Below are 19,548 nucleotides of genomic sequence, written 5' to 3' on the forward strand. Positions count from 1 at the left end.
AGCAATGCGCGGCGGATCGTTATGCCGAGGCTTGCGGGGCATTTTCGGATCATTCCCATATCGCGCGCTGATTCCTCACCTGAATATAGCTTGATTGAGCTAAAAAGATATCCCAACGAGGCTATCTTGCCGCCCAGGTAAGGAGTGTTATTTGAATTCACGCGATCCGCTGGTACGTCCTGGCATCGACGTTCACCAGTTCTACACCCTCGACATGCCGCACGTGGCCGAAGCTGCGAGAGCCGATATTTTTTCCTTCGCAGGATGCCGGGCGATTGGCGAACCGGACAAGTACACGATCCAGTTCACTCACCCAAACCCTCACCTCTCGCGCTCGGACTTCCTCAACCACACAGCGGCGTTCGTCATCCAGCCGCCTGCGCCCACCCGCTGGGGCGAGGCCGAAGAACCGCGCCGCGTACAGGGCGTCATTACGGCATTCGCGCAGTTTCCCGGGTCGCCCGATCAAACGACATACGAAATCACGCTTGAATCGCGCCTTGCGCTACTGCGCAATACGCCTCGGTATCGCCACTTTCTGGATAAGAAGGACCCCGAAATTATCCAGCAGATATTGAAGGAGCATGAATTCAATCAGATATTCGCGGAGGCCGTGTTCGACCTGTATCGCGAGTACCGGAAGCGGCCCATGGTGATGCAATGGGGCGAAGATGACTTGACGTTCATCCAGCGCCTATGCCGTCGAAGCGGTATCTGGTTTGTCTGCGAAGAGGGCAAGCTGTGCGCTCGCGTGCGCTTTGGCGACGACTACTCGAAGTACACCCGCGACCGGGAGCGATTCGAACGGCCGTATCACGACCCAGGCGGATTGCACACGAGCGGTAAGGAATCCGTGAAGTCGCTTGTTACGCGTAGCGCGACGATGGCGGCGAGTCAGGTCGTGCGCAGTTTCAGTCCTGATGAACCATCAGGATTGCCGATCGAGGCTGAGCGCGAAAGCGAGCATGTGCGCAGGGGGAAGGACTGGGTTGCCGACCGCACGACATACGGCGAAGCCTACGCATGGGGGATGCCATACGGCGACGCGCAAGCCGCCAGAGAAGAAGTCACACTACGTCACGAAGCCGCCCGCGCGGCCCAGGTTGTCTACACGGGTACGTGCGACATGCTGGATATCGCACCGGCGTGCGTGCTCCAGTTATCGAACAGAACATTGCCCGATGCCGAGCATGGCATTCTGATAACGGCGACGACATGCAGCGCTTCGCGCAAGGAAGGCTACAAGGTGGCATTTACGGCAATGCCGGCCGATCGCCAGTACCGTATGCCGCTGCTGGAGCAAACCTGGCCGCGCATTCCCGGCGTAATAACAGGCACGATCGCATCGACGAAAGACTATGACGGTCCGTACCTTGACGATCAGGGACGCTATATCGTCCATCTTCACACGGACCGCGATGAACGCGTAAAGGGTCTGGAAAGCTGCCCGATGCGGCTCGCCAAGCCGTTCGCCGGACCCGGAATAACCGGTTTTCACTATGGGCTCGAACCGGAAACGGTCGTTACGGTGGCCTTCCTCTGGAACAATCCAGACCTGCCTTATATCAGCGGTGTTCTGCATACGGCGAAACATGCCGATCCTGTCGTGGTTGGGCATCCCTGGGCTTCCCGTCATACGATCCGCACGCGTACCAACAATACGCTTCAGATGGACGACCGTACGGGCAAACAGCACGTCAAGCTGTCGACTGATTACGGCAAGTCGCAACTGAATCTCGGATACATCGTCAACCGCAATGTCGAACAGCGGGGCACCGGGTTCGAACTTCGATCCGACGATCAGGGTGCCGTGCGCGCTGCGGGCCTGCTGCTCTCGACATATGTCCAGGCGCAGGCGAGCGGCAAGGCGGCTGATACGACGCAGGCAATTGCCCAATTCGAATCGATGCGGACGAATCTCGATGCGCTTACGGACATGGCGCGCGCGTCCAATGCGGAAACGAACGATCTGCGGGCCGAGCACCAATGGCTCAAGGACGAACTCACCGACCTGAAACGCTCCGTGATCGCATTGTCCGCGCCGGATGGGATCGGCATGGCGACGCCTGATCGAATGATGGTATCGACAGGCAAGGACACGAGCTTTGCGACGGCTTCCCGCTTTAATGTCAGCGCGCTCAAACGCATTCTGTTGCATGCCTATGAGGGCCTTACGCTTTACGCGGGAAAACTCGGCATCAAGATATACAGCGGCCACGGGCCGGTGTTGATCCAGGCTCACGCTAGTCATGCGCAAATCGCCGCCAAAGATGACGTGACCGTATCGAGCGCGGACGGCGCGGTGTTCGTGCGCGCCAAGCGGGAATTGACGCTCGAATGCGGCGGCGCTTATATCCGGTTCAGGCATGGCCAGATTTCGATCGGTGCGGTTCACGGTATTGAAACGCTCGGGCCGTGGAACCGCTATCCGGCGTCGCAGATGCACCTTGCCGGCCCGGAATTCTCGCCGCGACTGGTGCCGCTTGTCGTGAGTTGCCGCGCGTGGGATGGGAGTTCGGGCCGCTTGCCGGTGTCGCATCTGCCAAGCGGGTCCGAAGAGACGACGAGCGCTGGAGAGGCTCCGGCGCCGCTCGCTACTGCGCCGCAAGTTGGACCGTCTGCGAAGGCGCCCGCGGGCGCGCCCCAAGCGCCTGTTGGTTCGCCCGAATCGCCAGGTGCGGACCAGGATTCTGCGCATGAGCCCAAGGGTCCTGTGGTTAATGAGGCGAGCGTGCCGATGAAGCTCGAGAAGGCGGAGTACTGCAACTGGCTTACGCCTGCGTTTACGGTTGAGTGCTCGGACACAACGGAAACGGGACTGTACTACGGACTCAAAGCTGATAAGGCTACGCCGTACCCTGATTCACCGGCGTCAATTTTCGGTGATCGACCGCTCAGCGGAAGCCAATTTGATACAGCGTTTGAACTGACGTTCGACCCACAGAAAAAGACGCTTACCGCGACGGTACGGATCAAGGTCATTCCGGTCGATCTCTTCAAATGCGATGCACTCGGAAATTCGCTAAAGGGAGAAGATGGGCAATCACAGTCAGTACCGTACGATCATGATCTGTACGGCTCTGTAGCTGGGAATGGCGTAGACATGTCGTACGGCGGCTATGTGTTGAAGTATCGGGAGGGTACCGGCTCGAGATTCAACGCAAACACGAAACAACAGCAGGTAGAGGCAGTTCTCAATGGCCATCGCAGTAGCTTGATTTTGAACGGGTGCTCACGGGGTGCCGCTTGCGGCGCGCGTGTGGCCGTCGTGTTCAAGGTGGAATTGCTTGTAAGTCCCAAAGGCGTGTTGCCAGAAAACGGGAAGAACAAGACCATCCATAAAACAATCAACCTGTTTCCGAAGACGCAGCGGGCTGATTCCGGCTCTTGGGGAGAAATAAATATGTATCCCGAAGAAAAGCCGGATAAGACCTGGGTTTGGCATGACAATCCGGCCGACACCAATGTAATCGCACACGAGTGCGGCCACCTGTTTAACTACCCCGATGAGTATTGGGTTTCCGGTGGCTGGATTCACAAACAGTATATCGACCATGACAAGAAAATAGATTTTTCCCTTGGCGACGCTAACGCCACGAAGCAGACGTGGCAACTGTGGTCAGAATTCAACGTCATGGGCGGTGGAGCAAGCATAGCGATTCCACTAGACAAAGGTGCGGCCCCGAGTGCGAAAGCCCATCCGTACTATCTGGAGTACGTAAGGAGGCACTTCTGCAAACTAACAGGCGAGACGCCTCAAGATAAGTCAAGCCCGGTTTGGCGCCGCTGGAGGATTGGATATGAAGCGTAATCATGTTTGGATCGACACGCGCGCCTTGCTAGTCGCATTGTTTATGTGTTGTTTCTTAGGAGCATTACCTATGTCTAAAGGGGCGATTGCACAAGAAGCGAATGCCGATGTGGAGGGGTTCGCTATTTCCGGTATGCCTTATCATGAATACGGAAGTAACGGGGTAGGCGTCTGGTTATCCACGGGCATCGTTCGTGTCGGGCTATCGCGTACAACTGACATGAAATATAGCGGCGTCGGACTAGTAGAAGCCGAGCTATCACCAGACGATTTCAAACGAGCGAGGGAACTTCACGCCCTGTTATGCAAGACGGCAATGGACAAACCTAAGAGCGATCTTACTGTTGATCCTGAGGTTTTCTACTCGTTGAGGTGTATGCAAAGCGGCAAGTTAGTATCATACAGCGGGCAACTTCGAGAATTCCCTAAGATCGTTGCGTACAGGGCATGGGAATTCCAGCGGAGTGTTGTAAACAAGTACCAAAGCGAAGGCCGCTCAATAGTCAAGTTTGATGCAAGGGTTTCCGATGTCCATCGGGAAGAGGACAGATTTTCTGTCGCCGTTACGTTCCTGAATCGCGGCCGCTATCCAGTTCGAATGACAACGCCAGACAATTGGGATCCGCTGTTTGGACAGCGCCTCGACGTCAGTGGGACTCGTGCAGGAGGTGGCGGCGAATGGCGAATGGGTTTGGCGGGTCAGCCAATCATGAATAAGGGAGACTATCCGCTTGAGAGAGTGACCACAATGGGTAAGTCGCTAACAACGGTGACAATTGCACCCGGCGAATCTATAACGTACAAGTTCCTTGTAGTGCCTGCGGGAAAGGTGCCAAAAGGGCAATACGAATTCGGAGCCGTAGTCTATACGAGCATCGATGTTTCAGGCGTGAGCGGCGCTGGCGGGACTGTCAATTTCGGCAGCGATGCGTTCTCAGCCCCTATCACCTTCGATACTGATTTTCCTGCAACGCCCCAAGAGTGGAGGGACTACGAGGACCGCCAGCGCGCCAAGCTGTCCGAGCATGTAATCTCGCCTGGCAACGTAGTAGCCGAAGACGGCTACTACCGGCTGATATCGGAAACCGGCCAGCGTAGCCGCTGGGTGTATCCGTTCAACACAGGCGCGGCGACCCACCAATCGGAGCGCATTTACGATTCCAAAGGCGAGCCATTCCCCCTTCGGCCACAGCCAGTATGGCAATGGGAAGCCGATCTTGCGTGCAGTACGCTGTGCTCACCAGGCGAGCCCTGCCCACGCGACGGACGCTGGGCCGGTTGTACGTCGGGCTACCGGTTCAACACCGCCGATGAATACGTGATTCACGAGAAACGCACGTTCAAGACGGGTGAAATCGCGCCGGCCGTCATCGCCACTGGTGTCGGAGAGGTTCCGTACGCTTCCTGGTATTGGCTAGGGGCGTGACATGCAGACCGGTGAAACGCCGCTCGACAAGTCAAATCCCGTTTGGCGTCGGTGGAGAATTGGCTATGAGGCTCAATAACGCCCCGCGACGCGCGCTCGGTTGGACGAGCGTATTAGTGTCGATGTGTTGGCTTTCTGGAGGCTTGTTTATGTCGAGCGAAGGGCATGCAGAGGAAAGTAAAACAAATGAGGAGATAGTAGTCGTTACGATGCTCCCGAGTCACCAGTATGGAGGTAACGGTGTCGGGGTCTGGTTGTCAACCGGCATAGTTCGCCTCGGGTTGTCAAGGACAACCGACATGAAATACAGAGGCGTTGGGCTCGTTGAAGCGCAACTATCGCCGGGTGATTTCGAGCGAGCCAAGGAAGTGCACGACGAACTCTGTAAAGCTGCAATCGCCAAACCTGAAACCGACACCGAAACCGACCCGGAGATGACCTATTCGTTGCGCTGCATGCAAGACGGGAAGCTTGTCGCCTACCACGGTCAGCTTCGCGATCTAACAAAGAAGGAGTGGTTTCTCTCAGGCAAGTTTCATCAGGATATGCTGGCCAACTACGCGGATAAGGGACGCTCTATCGTCAAGTTTGACGTTCGGGTTTCCGATGTCCATCGGGAAAAGGACAAATTTGCCGTCACCGTTGCTTTTGTGAATAGCGGGCAGTATCCCATTCAGATGAGCACGCCGGACAACTGGGACAGGTTGTGGGGACAACGCCTTGATATCGGCGGATTTCGTGCTGGTGGAGGCGGCGAGTGGCGAGCGGATTTGGCGGGTCAGCCAATCATTAACAAAAGTGACTACCCAGTCGAAACAGTAACCACAATGGGAAAGTCGATAACGACAGTGAGAATTCCTCCTGGCGAAACCGTAACGTACAAGTTCCTTGCAGTCCCCGCGGACAAGGTGCCGAAGGGACAATACAAATTCGGAGCCGTGGTCTATGCAAGCATTACTGTTACAGGCGTGAATGGCGCTGGCGGCACTGTCAATTTTATTGATGACGAGGAATCAGCGCCCATCACCTTCGACAATGACTTTCCCTCCACGCCCGATGAATGGAAAGCCTACGAAGCACGCCAGCGCGCCAAGCTGTCCAAACATGTAAGCCCGCCCGGCAACGCAGTAGCCGAAGACGGCTACTACCGGCTGATATCGGAAACCGGCCAGCGTAGCCGCTGGGTGTATCCGTTCAACAAAGGCGCGCAGACCCACCAATCGGAGCGCATTTACGATTCCAAAGGCGAGCCATTCCCTCTTCGGCCACAACCAGTATGGCAATGGGAAGCCGATCTTGCGCGCAGTACGCTGTGCTCACCAGGCGAGCCCTGCCCACGTGACGCACGCTGGGCCGGTTGTACGTCGGGCTACCGGTTCAACACCGCCGATGAATACGTGATTCACAAGAAGCGCGCACGTTCAAGACGGGTGAAATCGCGCCGGCCGTCATCGCCGCTGGTGTCGGAGAGGTTCCGTACGCTTCCTGGTATTGGCTAGGGGCGTGACATGCAAAGTCGAACAATACTGGAATCGCTTTTCAGCCTCAACGGACAATTAGTGAATGAAGGAAAATCAACCCACAATAAAACTCACCTGTTTCCGATGACTATCTGGAGTACGTAAGGCTACACCTCTATCAATTGACCGGTGAAAAGCCGCTTGATTTGGAAAATCCCGTTTGGCGCCGGTGGAGGATTGGTTATGAAGCGTAATAGGCTGCTCGCAAGGGCGCACATCGCGTTCATTACTCGTTCGGTGATTTGCTGTTTATCTGGACTACTCTTTATGTCACAAGATTCGATTGCAGATGATCCGTGGTCTAACGAGGAGGCGATAGAGGTTGACAGCTTGCCGCACCACGAACTTGGGGGCAACAGTGTCACTGTTTGGCTTGCCGGTGGAATGGCTCACCTTTCACTGTCAAATACGCTTGATATGAAATATAAAGGAGCGGGTCTTGTCGAAACGCAGCTATCGGATTACGACCTGAAACGTGCAAGAGTGCTCCACGAAGAACTGTGCATAGCTGCGATCGAAAAGCCCGCACCTGATCTTGATGTTGACCCAGAGATGGCATACGCATTGCGCTGCATGCGGGACGGAAGGCTGAAGACATACAGCGGATCTTTCCGCGATCTCACAAGAAAACTTTGGTCTCTTTCGATTGAATTGAAGCAAAGAATTCTGGAAAAATACCAGCTTGGCGGCCGATCAATTGTCAAGTTCGATGCACGGGTTTCTGATGTCAGACGGGATAAAGACAAGTTCGTGATCGCTGTGAAATTCGCAAATGGTGGTCGTTATCCCATCAGGATGGCAACACCAGACATGTGGGAAAAGCTTGCCGGCCAGCGGCTCGATATTAGCGGCTTCCGTGTCGGAGGAGATGGAGAATGGCGCGCGGAACTTGCGGGTACTCCCTTGCTAAACAAGGACGAATATCCGGTCGAGACGGTTACGACGATGGGCGAGTCACGGACGCTAGTAAGAATACCCGCTGGCGAGTCCGTTACATACAAATTTCTTGCGATTCCGACCGGCAAGGTGCCGAGGGGGCAATACGAGTTCTCGGCTCTTGTATATACGAGCATTTACGTCGCAGGTGTGAACGGTGCGGGCGGGAAGGTTAACTTTGGCAGTGATTCGAAGGCAGCGCCCATCACCTTCGACAATGACTTTCCCTCCACGCCCGATGAATGGAAGGCCTACGAAGCACGCCAGCGCGCCAAGCTGTCCGAACATGCAATCCCGCCTGGCAACACACTAGCCGAAGACGGCTACGTCGCCACTGGCATCAGCGAAGTTCCATACGCTCCGCGGTATCGGCTAGAGGCTTAACATGCAAAGGCGCGCATATATCCGGCAAGGAGACCGCACGACGAATGGCGGGTTCGTACTTGACGGCATCAAGGGTACAGAAAACCGAGGGAAGGAACTAAGCTACCTTTTCGCGAAAGTCCGCTGCTTCAACTGCGGCACAGACGGCTTTATCGCACCGTCCGGAAGTCGCCCCCAAGACGATCTTGGAGGCGGCAAGCAGCCGGCACTGGAATTCGACATCTGCAAATGCCAGTGCGATCCGCCGCCGCGCCTTATTGCATCCGACCACGACATGATTGCTTGGGTCTAGATGCCAATGCCCCGGCGAACTCGCGGGGCGCCCGCCCATCACCCCGTCACTGCTCGATCTGCCGATTCCAGCGCGAATCCCACTGCGCGCGGTGCTCGTTGATGACGTCCCAATCCACCACCGTCACCTTCTTCACGAGTTGATCGAGATTGCCCAGGCTCTTTTGCATGTCGGGAGGCATGGTCGCGTTCTGGTTGGTCGGAATCTGCTTGCCGGCGGCGGCCGCCTTGCTTTGCGCGGGCGCCGACAGCAGGAACTGTGCGAGCTTCTGCGCGAGTTGCGGATCGGGATTGTTCTTCACCACGCACAGGTCCACGAGCAGCAGCACGGCGCCTTCCTTCGGGTTGGCGTAGGCCACCGGCAAGCCCTTGTCCTTCAGGTCGCCTACTGCGGTGGGCGTGAGCGGGAAGATGCCGGCCTCGCCGGTCTGGATCATCTCCGAGAGCTTGGCCGAGTTCGGAATATATTCGACGACGTTCGGCCCCACCGTGCTAGCCCATTTCGTAAAGCCCGGCTCGACGTTGTTCTCGCTGCCGCCCATCAAACGATTGATGGCGAGAAAGCCATGCAGCCCGAACGTACTGCTCGAAGCCGACTGGAACACCACCTTGCCCTTGTATTTCGGATTCGCGAAATCGAGCCACGAGGTAGGCGGCGCCCAGCCTTTATCCGCGAACAGCTTCGTGTTGTAGCCAATGCCCGTCATGCCCAGTTGCACGCCCGCGCCAACGTCGCCCTTCATGCGCGCGAACGGATAAAGCTCCTTTAGCACGGGGGAATCGTCGAGCTTTTCGCACACGCCCATGCTTACCGCGCGCGCCATCACGCCGTCGTCGAGAAAGGCGATATGCATCTGCGGGCTGTTGCGGTTGGCGAGGAGCTTCGCGAGCACGTCGGAAGAGGTGCCGGGTACGACCCCCACCTTCACGTTGTTGGCTTTTTCGAAGTCGGGCAGAACCTGGCTCGTATAGGCCTTCTCCATCGGGCCGCCGTTCATGCCGACGTAGATCGTCTTCGTTTGCGACCAGGCGCTGGCGGAAAAGCCAACGGCGACGAATGCGGCTAGCGAGACCAGTGTGCGTGTGATTTTCATCGTGGGGACTCCTTATTTGATTGGGAGAGCGGCATGAACGGGAGATTGCGTGAAGCGGCCAATGGCGAACGCTTCAATAGGCGTGCTCGTCGCGCCAGCGGTCACGAGTTCCGCGAGGACTTCGCCCACGCCCGGCGCGAGCAAAAAGCCGCCGCCGGAAAAACCGAAAGCGTGCAGGAGGCGCGGCGTGGTATTGCTGAAACCGATGATGGGGTTGCTGTCCGGCGTTTCGCCTTCCACGCCGCTCCAAGTGCGGATGAGTAGCGCATCGCGCAGGCCGGGCAGCAGCGCGCACGCGTCGCGCATGACGGCGCGCGTCGTGGCCGTGGAAGGCTGCGCGTATTCGCCGTCGCCGTGTCCGCGGCCGCCGCCGATCACGCAGTTGCCGCGCTCGACCTGGCGCGCGTAGACGCCGCCGCCATACACACCTAGGTTGTGTTCGATGAAACGCGGCAGCGGTTCGGTCACCCACATGTTCGGGTAGATCGGTTTCATCGGCACGGTTTCGCCGAATGCGCCCGCCACCGTATTGGCCCACGCGCCCGACGAATTGATGAGCCAGTCGGCGCTGATGCGCTCGTTGCCCGCGCGCATCTGGAAATGCCATCCGTCGAAGCTCAGGTCGCTGAGTGCGGTCTGCTCCTGCACGTGCGCGCCGGCACGCCGCGCCGCCGCCGCGAAACCGGGCGAGACGAGACGCGGATTCGCGTGCCCGTCGTTTGCGCAGAGCGCTCCGCCGATGGCGGCCTTGCCGAGCCAGGGATAGCGGCGTCGAAACGCGTCGCCGCCCATGACTTGCGATTCCACGCCGAACTCGCGCGCCATGGCGGCCCACGCATGGAGTGCTTCGAGGTCGCTGTCGCGGCGCGCGAGGCGCAAATGCCCTGAAACGACGAATTCGCCGTCTATGCCGATCAACTCGGGCAAGCGGCCCCACACGCGCCGCGCGCGCACTGCAAGCGGCAGTTGCTCGGCGCTGCGGCCATGCGTGCGCACGCCGCCGTAGTTCACGCCGCTCGCCTGTGCGCCGCAAAAGCGCCGTTCGAACAAGCCGACGCTCACGCCCTTGCGCGCGAGCGCGAGCGCCGCGGATGCGCCGACGAGCCCACCGCCCGCAATCACGACCTGGAAGTGGCGCGTGTCATTCATCGTGGGCTTCCTCTTCGATGACCTGCACGCCGTCGTCGAACAACATCGGCGAAATGGGAATCGGCTTGATGGGCGCCTGGCTGCGCAAACGGCCCACTTCGTGCAGCGGCTTGCCGGTTTCCGCGCTCAGCAGCGCCATCGCGGATTCGCCGCACATGCGGCCCTGGCAGCGCCCCATGCCGATGCGCGTGAGCGCCTTCAGGCGATTGACTTCGCTCGCGAGACCGTTGCGGACGCAACTACGCAGCGTGCCCGCATCGACTTCCTCGCAGCGGCAGATCGTCAGGTCGTCGGGCCAGTGGGCGGCGCAGCTGGACGGCGGCGCGAACGCCTCTTCGATTCCGACGCGAAAGCGCGTAATGCGCGCGAGGCGTTTTTCGATCGTTGCCGCGTCGGGCAAACGGGCATCGCGCTGTGGCGCTTCGATGCCCACGTCTTCGAGCACCGCGAGCGCTGCGCGGCGGCCCGCGAGTTCGGCGGCGTCGGCGCCTGCAATGCCTGCGCCGTCGCCGGCCAGATAGACGCCCGGCACCGAACTGCGTCCCGCCGCATCGCGTTCGGGCAGCCAGCAGCGATTGAGGTCGTCGAAGGCGAAGCGGCAACCCGCGAGATCGGCGAGTTGCGTTTCGGGGCGCAAGCCGTAGCCGAGGCCGACGGCATCGCAGGCAAGTGCGTGCTCTTTGCCGTCGTTCGAGTGCCAGCGGATGTATTGCACTGCCTCGTCGCCTTCGATGGCTTTGAGCGCAACGCCATGTTCCATGCGCACGCCGTGCGCTTTGAGCCACGCGACGTAATACACGCCTTTCGCGAAGGTTCCGGGCTGGTTGAGCAGTTTCGGCGTAGCGGCCGCCTGGCGCGCGAACGGGCTCGTGTCGAGCACGGCGGCCACTTGCGCGCCCGCTTTCGCATACTGGTAAGCGACGAGGTAGAGCAGTGGCCCGGTGCCCGCGAACACGGTACGCTGGCCAATGGCGCAGCCTTGCGCCTTCAGCGCGACCTGTGCGCCACCGAGCGTGTAGACGCCTGGCAAGGTCCAGCCGGGCAGTGGCAGAATGCGGTCGGTCGCGCCGCTCGCGATGATCAAATGCGACCACGGCACACTCGTTTCACGGCCCTCGCGCAGCGTGTCGAGCCGCCCCGGCTCGCACGACCACGCCAGCGTGTCGGGGCGATAGTCGATCTTCGGAAGGAGGGCGGCCATGGCGCGGTGGACTGCATCGGCTTTCTTCGCTTCGAAGCCGTACAGGGTGGCTTTCGTGCGCGAAAAACCCGCGCCCGCGGCGGGCTGGCGATAGATCTGGCCGCCCCAGCGCGCGTTTTCGTCGATTACGGTGGGGCGCAGGCCTGCGGCCACGAGCGTTTGCGCGGCGCGAATGCCGGCCGGTCCCGCACCGACGATCACGATGCGAGCAGGCTTGCGCGTGCTCATCGCGCACCTCCATGGATTACTTCGATATCCGAACCGGTTCGCGTGATCACGCGCATGCCTTCGCGCAGCGGCGTGGAGCAGGCGCGCAGGCGCGTGCCGTCCTCGCTGCGCACCCAGCAATCCTGGCACGCGCCGATCAGGCAGAAGCCCGCGCGCGGCTCGGTGCTGAACTCGCTGCGACGCACATGGCGCTGGTGCGTGAGGATGGCGGTGAGCAGCGTGTCGCCCGCGAGCGCCTCGACTTCGACGCCGTCTAGAACGAAGGAAACGCTCGCGCGCGCGGTTTCGGCGACGCGGACGAACTGGGCAGGGTGAAGCGGCGTGGCGGTGCTCATGGAAGATCAGTGGCGCGGCAGCAGGATTCGAAAGAGACGGGCGGCGTTCAGTGCTGCCCGATCAGAATGCGGTTGAGCCCGTACACGCGGTCGAGCAGCAACATCGCGCCGGCTGTGATGAAAATGACGAGCGCGGAGACGGATGCCATCATCGGGTCGATCGACTCGGTGGCGTACATGTACATGCGTACGGGCAGCGTGACGGTTTGCGGCGAGGTCACGAAAATCGACATCGTTAGCTCATCGAAACTATTGATGAACGCAAGCAGCCAGCCGCCGGTGATGCCGGGCACGATCATCGGCAGCGTCACGCGGCGGAAGGTGGTCCATGCGTTCGCGCCGAGCGAGGCGGCCGCATGTTCGATGCTGCGGTCGAGGCCGCTGACCGAGGCAAGCACGAGCCGCATGACGAACGGCGTGATGATGATCATGTGCGCGAGAATCAGCCACGCGAACGACCCGGTTGCGCCGATCAGCGCGAAGAAACGCAGCAGCGCGATGCCGAGCACGAGCCCGGGAATCACGAGCGGAGAAAGCAGCAATGCGTTGAGGAAGCCGCGGCCCGGAAAGCGCGCGCGGCCAATTGCGAGGCCCGCGGGCAACGCGACGACGAGCGAGAGCGTGGCGGAGGCGAACGCGAGCTTGAGGCTGTTGAAGAACGCCGTGATGAAGTCGGGGTAGTCGAGAATCGCGCGGAACCAGCGCAACGAAAGTCCGTGCGTGGGGAGCGTCAGGGTTTCGTCGGGCGTGAAGGCCACGAGAATCACGATGACGAGCGGCGCCAGCACGAACAGAATGACGAAGCTATGGAACGTGAGGGCAAGCAGACCGTTTTTACGCATGATGTTTTGTCCTTGGCCCCTTAGCCCATGCTGCGCGTGTAGCGCCGTTCGAGCACGCGGTAATAGGTGAGCATCACGACGAGATTGGCGACGAGCAGCAACACGGCGATGGTCGCGCCGAGCGGCCAGTTCATCGAACTGAGGAACTGGTCGTACACGGCGGTGGCCGCCACTTTCAGGCGGCGGCCGCCCAGCAGACCCGGAATCGCGAAGGCGCTCGCCGAAAGGCCGAACACCATGAGGCTGCCCGAGAGAATGCCGGGCATGAGTTGCGGCAGCACGATACGGCGCATGGTGGTGAACGGCGAAGCCATCAGCGAGAGCGCGGCGTTCTCGGTTTGCGGATCGAGCCTTTGCAGCGCGGTCCAAACTGGAATCACCATGAACGGCAGCATCACGTGCACGAGCGCGATGACGATGGCGAAGGTCGTGTATTCGAGCTTGAAGGGCCCGGCGCCGAACAGGCCGAAGAACTGGTTCACGAGGCCGTTCATGTTGAGCAGCATGCTCCAGCCGAATGCGCGCACCACCACCGAAACCAGCAGCGGCGCGAGAATCGCGAGCAGGAACAGCGATCGCCACGGGTCGCGCATGCGCGAAAGAATGTACGCCTCGGGCGTGCCGATCACGACGCACAGCAGCGTGGTGAGCGCCGCAATACCGAAAGTGCGCAAAAAGATGGTGTGAAAGTACGACGAGCCCAGCACTTCTACGTAGTTGTGCAGATCAAATGCGGCAATGGGGCCGCTCATCGGATCGAAGCGATAGAACGTGAGCGCGAACGTCATGGCAAGCGGCACGAGCACGAGCGCGGAGAACAGCAGCAGCGCCGGCGCGCTCATCAGCCAGAGCGGCAGGTAGGCCTGCCAGCCGGCGCGCACGGTTGCACGGGGCGCGCGTCGGGAAGCGGGAAGCGTGCTAGACACGGGCGCTCTCCTGATGGATGAAGCGGATCGCGTCGCTATGCCAGTCGATACCCACGTGATCGCCTTCGGCGAGCGGCTCCTTGCCCTCGTTCTGGCAGCACACGAGCATTTCGCCCGCGCGGCTGTCGAGCCGATAAAGCCACTGACTGCCGAGGAAAAAGCGGCTCGTCACGCGGCCCGCGAGTCGTCCCGATCCCCGATCGCACAGCTTGAGCTTTTCGGGGCGAATGCAAAGCGTAATGGCGTCGCCTACGCCGACCGCTCGCCCGCGCTCGGGCAGTTGCGCGGTCGACCCCGTTTCCGCGAGATCGTTGCCGAGGTCCACGCGGATCGTGTCGCCCTCGCGCGCGACGATGCGTCCCGCGAGCATGTTGGCCTTGCCGATGAACTGCGAAACGAAATCGTTCTCGGGCCGCTCGTACGCGCGATAAGGCGTATCGACCTGCGTGATGCGGCCGCTTTCCATCACGACCACGCGGTCGCTGATCGAGAGCGCTTCCGACTGATCGTGCGTGACCATCAGCGTGGTCGTGCCGATCTTGCGCTGAATGGCGCGCAGTTCGAACTGCATGTCTTCGCGCAGCTTGGCGTCGAGATTGGACATGGGCTCGTCGAGCAGCAGCACGGGCGGCGCGATCACAATGGCGCGCGCGATCGCCACACGCTGGCGCTGGCCGCCCGAAAGCTCGCGCGGAAAGCGGTGCGCGTAGGCGTCGAGGCGCACGAGCGCTAGCGCCTCGCGAATGCGTTCCTTGCGCTCGGCTTTATCCACGCCGCGCATTTCAAGGCCGAAACTCACGTTCTGCTCCACGCTCATGTGCGGGAAGAGCGCGTAGCTCTGAAATACGATGCCGAGGCCGCGCTTGTTCGGCGGCATGTGCGTGATGTCCCGGCCGTCGAGCGCGATGCGCCCGCGCGTGGTTTCCACGAAGCCGGCGATCATCTGCAGCGTCGTGGTTTTCCCGCAGCCCGAGGGGCCGAGCAGCGAGACGAATTCGCCTTTTTCCACCGACAAATTGACGCCGGTGACCGCCTGCAGGTCGCCGAACGATTTCGACACATCGGTCAGGGTGAGGAACGACATGGTGTGGCCTTCCAGTGCATGGGTTGCGCCGGCTCTCGCTGGATGAGTCGCCGTGTGTGGCGTTGAGCCGACTGTAGCTAGCCAAATTTTGGGCCGTCAATTTAAAATTCCATCAAACGATAGAAATCTCATTTATATTCCGTTTAACGGAATGGGATAGCATTCCGCACCGTCGAGTATTTCACTCGATGGACTTCGGGAAATCCCTGAATTGTGGCCCAATGAAGGCGTGCCCCAAGACGGTTCAACGATCTGGGCACCACGACGATCCCTCGCAACCTTTCCGCAGATATTCCGTTGAATGGAATAAATCGAGGTCGATATGACGGCAGCAGAAGAGAAAAGTGGAACGACTGCGGACGACGCGCGCGGCGCGGGCGTGTTGCAGCGCGCCTTCGCGGTGATCCGCGCGTTGGGGGCGAGCCGGGCGGAAGGCAGTCGCGTGACCGCGCTCGCCAGGTCCGTGGGGCTCACACAGGCCACCGTGCATCGGCTGCTGCAAGGGTTGATCGCCGAAGGCGTCGTGGAGCAGGACGAAGGCACGAAACGCTACCGGCTGAGCGTCGATTTTTTTGCGCTCGCGGCGCAGGCGGGCAATCCCAGCGGCATGCGCACGCTCTGCCGGCCCGCGTTGCTGCGCCTGTGCGCGAGCCTCGGCGACACGATTTTCCTGCTGGTCAAGAGCAGCTTCGACGCGGTGTGCCTCGATATGTGCGAAGGTCCGTTTCCGATTCGCTCGTTCACGGGCGATATCGGCGGACGTGTGGCGCTCGGCGTGGGTCAGGGCAGTCTTGCAATCCTCGCGTTCCAGCCCGAAGCGGAACGCGAGGAAATCATTCGTTTCAACGTGCCGCGCCTGCGCAGCTACGGTGTGCTTGACGAGGTGTATTTGCGCACGGAGATCGAGCGCGTGCGCAAGCTCGGCTATGCGGGACGCAATACGGGCGTGCTGGAGGGCATGGCGGGCGTGGCCGTGCCGATTCTCGACCAGAACGGTTGCGCCGTGGGCGCGTTGAGCGTCGGCACGCTGGCGGCGCGCCTCACGGAAGACCGGTTGCCCACGATCGTCGAGTTGCTCAAGCGGCAGGCCGGGATCATCGGGCCGCAAACGAATCCGTTCGACGTGGCGGTGCGCCGCCCCATGCACGGCCTCACGCGAGCGATGACGACGCAACCATTGGCCTGAGCGCCCGATCCCGCCGACGAATCAGGAGGCATCACGCCAAATGGATTCCTGACCAGGCTGGATGTTCGCGAATCGTTTTTTCGTTATGTGAGTGGTGCGCAACATTCAGCGGCTTCGGGCAATGCTGCAATGCGAAATCGGGAAGTATGAATCGGACAAAAATCGACCAGGGGATAGCCCAACCGCGTATGTCTTGGTTTTGGCGTAAACCGGCAGGGTGCTGTTCGTAAACTGGGGGCGGTGTTCGAACGGCAAAGCCGTTGTGAAGCGTGGGCGCCGGGGGTAGGAGGAAGAGCGCGTGTGTGACCCGCGGCGCTTGCAGACAGAATATACCGGTGATTGATGACGACCATAAACGACCGGACGTTGCCCGTTTTCGAGGCACCGGCTGCGACTGCCGCGCCGGTGCCGGTGCGCGCGGCGCCTTCGATCTTTCACGAACGCTGGTGGCTCGATATCGCCACGCAAGGCGACTGGAAGCTTGCGGTGGTGAAGCAGAACGACGAGGTCATCGGCGAGATGCCGTACGCCATGCAGCGCACGCGCCTGTGGCGTGTTTCGCACTTGCCGCCGCTCACGCGCACGCTCGGCCCGGTTATCAAGTCGGTGACGGGCAGCGAGGCGCGTCAACTCCATCATGAACTCGACGTCACCGGAAAGCTGATCGACCAGTTGCCCGACTGTGACAGCTTTTTCCAGGTCCTCGACCCGCGCATCGACGACGCACTCGCGTTCGCGCTGCATGGCTTTACGGTGTCGGCGCGATACACCTTCCGCATCGACCGGCAGACCACGGCGGACGAGGCGTGGAAGCGTCTGAACAGCAAGACGCGCAACGTGATCCGCAGCGCCTCGCGCGAATTGACCGTCGTGCCGGACCTCGCGCCCGATGAATTCATTGCGTTCTACGAAGCAAATCTCGCAGCTCGCTCGCGTACCAACGCATACGGGGACGCGGTCATGCGCGATCTCGTCAACGCGTTCGTCGAGCGCAAGGCCGGGACGCTGCTCGGCGCTTATGGGCAGGGCGGCAAGCTCGTGGCGGCGGTCGGCCTCGTTTGGGATCATCAGGCAATGTATTACCTGCTTTCGTCGCGTGCGCAGGACGCGCATTGCGGATCGATCAGCCTGTTGGTGTGGACGGGCATTGGCCGCGCGCTGGAACGCAGGCTCACCTTCGACTTCGACGGTTTTTCAAGCCCGTCGACGTTCAGTTTCCTCAACGGTTTTGGCGCGACGCTCACGCAGCGGCTGGGCGTCGAGCGCCACGGCACCGTTTATTTGCTGATGCGTACGCTCAAGCGGAAAGTCGCGCCCGGGCGCGTTTTCGCACCCCATCTCTGAACCGCGTGAAGACGCGCTAGACGAGTTCGTGGTGCGCGGGGTCGCTTGCGCGGCGGGTCGTGACCTCGGCGAGTTCCAGCGCGCTTGCGGCGAAGAGTAACGGCGTCCAGCGCCGGATCGTGCTTTGCGCGCCGGCGGCAAAGCGCTCGCGCAGCGCGGGCTCGCCGCCCAGTTCGCCGATTCGCTGCGCGAGCGTCGACACGTCGCGCGGCTCGACCACGAAACCGTTCACGCCGTCTATCACCACTTCGCCGGCCACGCCGCACGTGCGCGTGACGATGGCGGGGCAGCCGGCCGCGAACGCTTCGTTCACGCACAAACCCCATTGATCGAATTCGCTCGCCAGCACGACGAATTCCGCGAGCGCATAGAGATTCGGCATTTCCTGATTGGCGAGTGAGTTGAGTATCGTCACATGCGGCGTGAGTCCGAGCGACGCGATGCGCGCGCGCAATTGCGCCTCGAGCGGGCCTTGGCCCACCAGAACGAGACCGATATTTTCGTTGAATACGCCGGATTTACGGTAGGCGTCGATCAGCACGTCGACGTTCTTGCGCGCAACGAAGCGGCTTACGCACAACACGTAGCGCTGCGGCAGCCCGAAGCGGGACCGCACGGCTTCGGGGTTGCCGCTCGCGGCCTGTGCGAGGTCCGAAAAATAGTCGACGTCGATCACATCGAAGCCGATGCGCGAGCGTTCCTTCGGAATGCCAAGCGATTGCGCGTAGCGGCGATGCTTTTCGCCCGCGACGAGCGCGCCGTCGAAGCGGCTCACGATAAAGCGCTTGAGGCGCTCCTTGGCGCGCTGGCGCAGTCCGTCGTCGGCCTTGGAGTCCGACATATAGATGAGCTTGAAGCGGCGCGTGAGATGTCTGAGGAAACAGAGCACCGCCGAATAGCCGGTGTTGTAGCCGAGCGTGATGACCACGTCGGGCATGAAGTTGCGCACCTTCGCGATAAGACGTGCGGTGTCGCGCGCGCTGAGGCCGTCGCTGTCGGCGCCGTTTTCGACCAGCGTTTCCGCCATTCGCGGGCGGTTCGCAAAGAAGGCGGCGCGGCGTTCCTGAGGAAAGCCGTAGACGCCGGAGCGCGCAAAGACTTCGAGCAGCGCGACCTGGTGGCCGCGACTGGAAGCTGCGCTAACGAGAGCCTCGTAGCGAGGGACGTGATAGTCGCCCAGGTTGCCGATGACGAAAAGGATGCGCATGGACAATGACGGCTCACGGTAGCGCGTGGTTGAACAGGCGACGCACCGCGAAGGTGCCTGGCCAGCATGATCGCCCTGCGTTTAAAGCATCGTAACCTGATTGCCCGCCGTTTTTACGCAATGTCGGCGATCAGCGAAAACTTGTCCGATATGACGGAGATGATGCAACGTGAATGAAAATCGTCCGGAGAATACTTTCTGGGAATGCACCCGCAGTCTGGTGTCGGCGAGGGCGCCAGGAACGAGTTCCGGAAAAACGAGCACGGATTGTGCCCGCATTGGCCTCGCCATTCCCGTTAATGAGCGCGCCAGGATGGAAATTGTCATATGGATTCGCCACAATAGCCCGTGCATGTTTCGATACCTCGAAAGAAAGGCCGCGCTTAAGGTTTGCATCAGATTTTCGGCTTAGTATCGTAAAGTTGACCGATGGCGGTTGGGCCTTCAATTCGATAACAAACATAGGCGGCAGAATGCCAATCGAATGTTTTTCGTAATGCCTTTAACGACGCGGCGTTTGCGCTGAGACGAAGCACAGCCAATCGCATACCGGTTTCACTACACTGCGCGGACAATCGAGGAAT

At 60.5% G+C, this 19,548-nt stretch carries 15 protein-coding genes; 6 read left to right on the forward strand and 9 right to left on the reverse strand.

Going from position 1 to position 19,548, the window contains the following annotated elements:
• The first annotated feature begins 151 nt into the window (after positions 1-151).
• The 4 genes from U5768_RS30625 to U5768_RS30640 all read left to right on the forward strand — a co-directional run bounded on the left by U5768_RS30625 (position 152) and on the right by U5768_RS30640 (position 8,077).
• Positions 152-3,811 carry a type VI secretion system tip protein VgrG gene (locus U5768_RS30625; RefSeq protein WP_322034064.1) on the forward strand — a complete coding sequence of 1,220 codons (3,660 nt, stop codon included), beginning with the start codon at positions 152-154 and terminating at the stop codon, positions 3,809-3,811.
• Positions 3,801-5,237 carry a hypothetical protein gene (locus U5768_RS30630; RefSeq protein WP_322034065.1) on the forward strand — a complete coding sequence of 479 codons (1,437 nt, stop codon included), beginning with the start codon at positions 3,801-3,803 and terminating at the stop codon, positions 5,235-5,237. The genes U5768_RS30625 and U5768_RS30630 overlap by 11 nt, the downstream gene beginning before the upstream one ends.
• Before the next feature lie 299 nt (positions 5,238-5,536).
• Positions 5,537-6,736 carry a hypothetical protein gene (locus U5768_RS30635; RefSeq protein WP_322034066.1) on the forward strand — a complete coding sequence of 400 codons (1,200 nt, stop codon included), beginning with the start codon at positions 5,537-5,539 and terminating at the stop codon, positions 6,734-6,736.
• A 204-nt stretch (positions 6,737-6,940) separates the two neighbouring features.
• The gene (locus U5768_RS30640) at positions 6,941-8,077 is read left to right on the forward strand and encodes a hypothetical protein (RefSeq protein ID WP_322034067.1); all 1,137 of its coding nucleotides are present in this window, start codon (positions 6,941-6,943) and stop codon (positions 8,075-8,077) included.
• Positions 8,078-8,415: 338 nt separating this feature from the next.
• Here the strand turns inward: U5768_RS30640 and U5768_RS30645 are convergent, their stop codons facing one another.
• The 7 genes from U5768_RS30645 to U5768_RS30675 are packed head-to-tail and all read right to left on the reverse strand — an operon-like array spanning position 8,416 to position 15,227.
• Positions 8,416-9,462, reverse strand: a complete 1,047-nt coding sequence (locus U5768_RS30645) for an ABC transporter substrate-binding protein (protein ID WP_322034068.1) — start codon at positions 9,460-9,462, stop codon at positions 8,416-8,418.
• Between the two features lie 12 nt (positions 9,463-9,474).
• On the reverse strand, positions 9,475-10,611 hold the full coding sequence (locus U5768_RS30650) for an FAD-binding oxidoreductase (RefSeq protein ID WP_322034069.1): 1,137 nt from the start codon (positions 10,609-10,611) through the stop codon (positions 9,475-9,477).
• A complete protein-coding gene (locus tag U5768_RS30655) occupies positions 10,604-12,040 on the reverse strand; it encodes an NAD(P)/FAD-dependent oxidoreductase (protein ID WP_322034070.1) in 1,437 nt (478 codons plus the stop codon). The genes U5768_RS30650 and U5768_RS30655 overlap by 8 nt, the downstream gene beginning before the upstream one ends.
• Positions 12,037-12,375: a (2Fe-2S)-binding protein gene (locus tag U5768_RS30660; protein ID WP_322034071.1), complete on the reverse strand. Its 339-nt coding sequence runs from the start codon at positions 12,373-12,375 to the stop codon at positions 12,037-12,039. Before U5768_RS30660 ends, U5768_RS30655 begins: the two co-directional genes overlap by 4 nt.
• Before the next feature lie 47 nt (positions 12,376-12,422).
• Positions 12,423-13,217, reverse strand: a complete 795-nt coding sequence (locus U5768_RS30665) for an ABC transporter permease (protein WP_322034072.1) — start codon at positions 13,215-13,217, stop codon at positions 12,423-12,425.
• Positions 13,218-13,237: 20 nt separating this feature from the next.
• Positions 13,238-14,143, reverse strand: coding sequence for an ABC transporter permease (locus U5768_RS30670; protein ID WP_322034073.1), 906 nt, complete (start codon positions 14,141-14,143; stop codon positions 13,238-13,240).
• Entirely contained in the window at positions 14,136-15,227 is a 1,092-nt protein-coding gene (locus U5768_RS30675) for an ABC transporter ATP-binding protein (RefSeq protein ID WP_322034074.1), read from the reverse strand. The genes U5768_RS30670 and U5768_RS30675 overlap by 8 nt, the downstream gene beginning before the upstream one ends.
• Before the next feature lie 322 nt (positions 15,228-15,549).
• Here U5768_RS30675 and U5768_RS30680 point away from each other — a divergent pair, with 322 nt between their 5' ends.
• Positions 15,550-16,413, forward strand: a complete 864-nt coding sequence (locus U5768_RS30680) for an IclR family transcriptional regulator (protein ID WP_322034075.1) — start codon at positions 15,550-15,552, stop codon at positions 16,411-16,413.
• A 342-nt stretch (positions 16,414-16,755) separates the two neighbouring features.
• Positions 16,756-17,757, forward strand: a complete 1,002-nt coding sequence (locus tag U5768_RS30685) for a GNAT family N-acetyltransferase (protein WP_322034076.1) — start codon at positions 16,756-16,758, stop codon at positions 17,755-17,757.
• 16 nt (positions 17,758-17,773) lie between these two features.
• Here U5768_RS30685 and U5768_RS30690 read toward each other — a convergent pair whose 3' ends face one another.
• Both U5768_RS30690 and U5768_RS30695 read right to left on the reverse strand, forming a co-directional pair.
• A complete protein-coding gene (locus U5768_RS30690) occupies positions 17,774-18,964 on the reverse strand; it encodes a glycosyltransferase family 4 protein (protein WP_322034077.1) in 1,191 nt (396 codons plus the stop codon).
• A gap of 395 nt (positions 18,965-19,359) precedes the next feature.
• The coding region (locus U5768_RS30695; RefSeq protein WP_322034078.1) for a hypothetical protein at positions 19,360-19,548 on the reverse strand (189 nt) is incomplete at its 5' end.

The sequence above is a fragment of the Paraburkholderia sp. J76 genome (genome assembly GCF_905220295.1).
GTDB lineage: Bacteria > Pseudomonadota > Gammaproteobacteria > Burkholderiales > Burkholderiaceae > Paraburkholderia.

Coding starts and splice junctions, on each gene's coding strand:
- U5768_RS30630 (WP_322034065.1), top strand. CDS start 3,801: ATGAAGCGTAATCATGTTTGGATCGACACGCGCGCCTTGCTAGTCGCA.
- U5768_RS30635 (WP_322034066.1), top strand. CDS start 5,537: ATGAAATACAGAGGCGTTGGGCTCGTTGAAGCGCAACTATCGCCGGGT.
- U5768_RS30640 (WP_322034067.1), top strand. CDS start 6,941: ATGAAGCGTAATAGGCTGCTCGCAAGGGCGCACATCGCGTTCATTACT.
- U5768_RS30645 (WP_322034068.1), bottom strand. CDS start 9,462: ATGAAAATCACACGCACACTGGTCTCGCTAGCCGCATTCGTCGCCGTT.
- U5768_RS30650 (WP_322034069.1), bottom strand. CDS start 10,611: ATGAATGACACGCGCCACTTCCAGGTCGTGATTGCGGGCGGTGGGCTC.
- U5768_RS30655 (WP_322034070.1), bottom strand. CDS start 12,040: ATGAGCACGCGCAAGCCTGCTCGCATCGTGATCGTCGGTGCGGGACCG.
- U5768_RS30660 (WP_322034071.1), bottom strand. CDS start 12,375: ATGAGCACCGCCACGCCGCTTCACCCTGCCCAGTTCGTCCGCGTCGCC.
- U5768_RS30665 (WP_322034072.1), bottom strand. CDS start 13,217: ATGCGTAAAAACGGTCTGCTTGCCCTCACGTTCCATAGCTTCGTCATT.
- U5768_RS30675 (WP_322034074.1), bottom strand. CDS start 15,227: ATGTCGTTCCTCACCCTGACCGATGTGTCGAAATCGTTCGGCGACCTG.
- U5768_RS30680 (WP_322034075.1), top strand. CDS start 15,550: ATGACGGCAGCAGAAGAGAAAAGTGGAACGACTGCGGACGACGCGCGC.
- U5768_RS30685 (WP_322034076.1), top strand. CDS start 16,756: ATGACGACCATAAACGACCGGACGTTGCCCGTTTTCGAGGCACCGGCT.
- U5768_RS30690 (WP_322034077.1), bottom strand. CDS start 18,964: ATGCGCATCCTTTTCGTCATCGGCAACCTGGGCGACTATCACGTCCCT.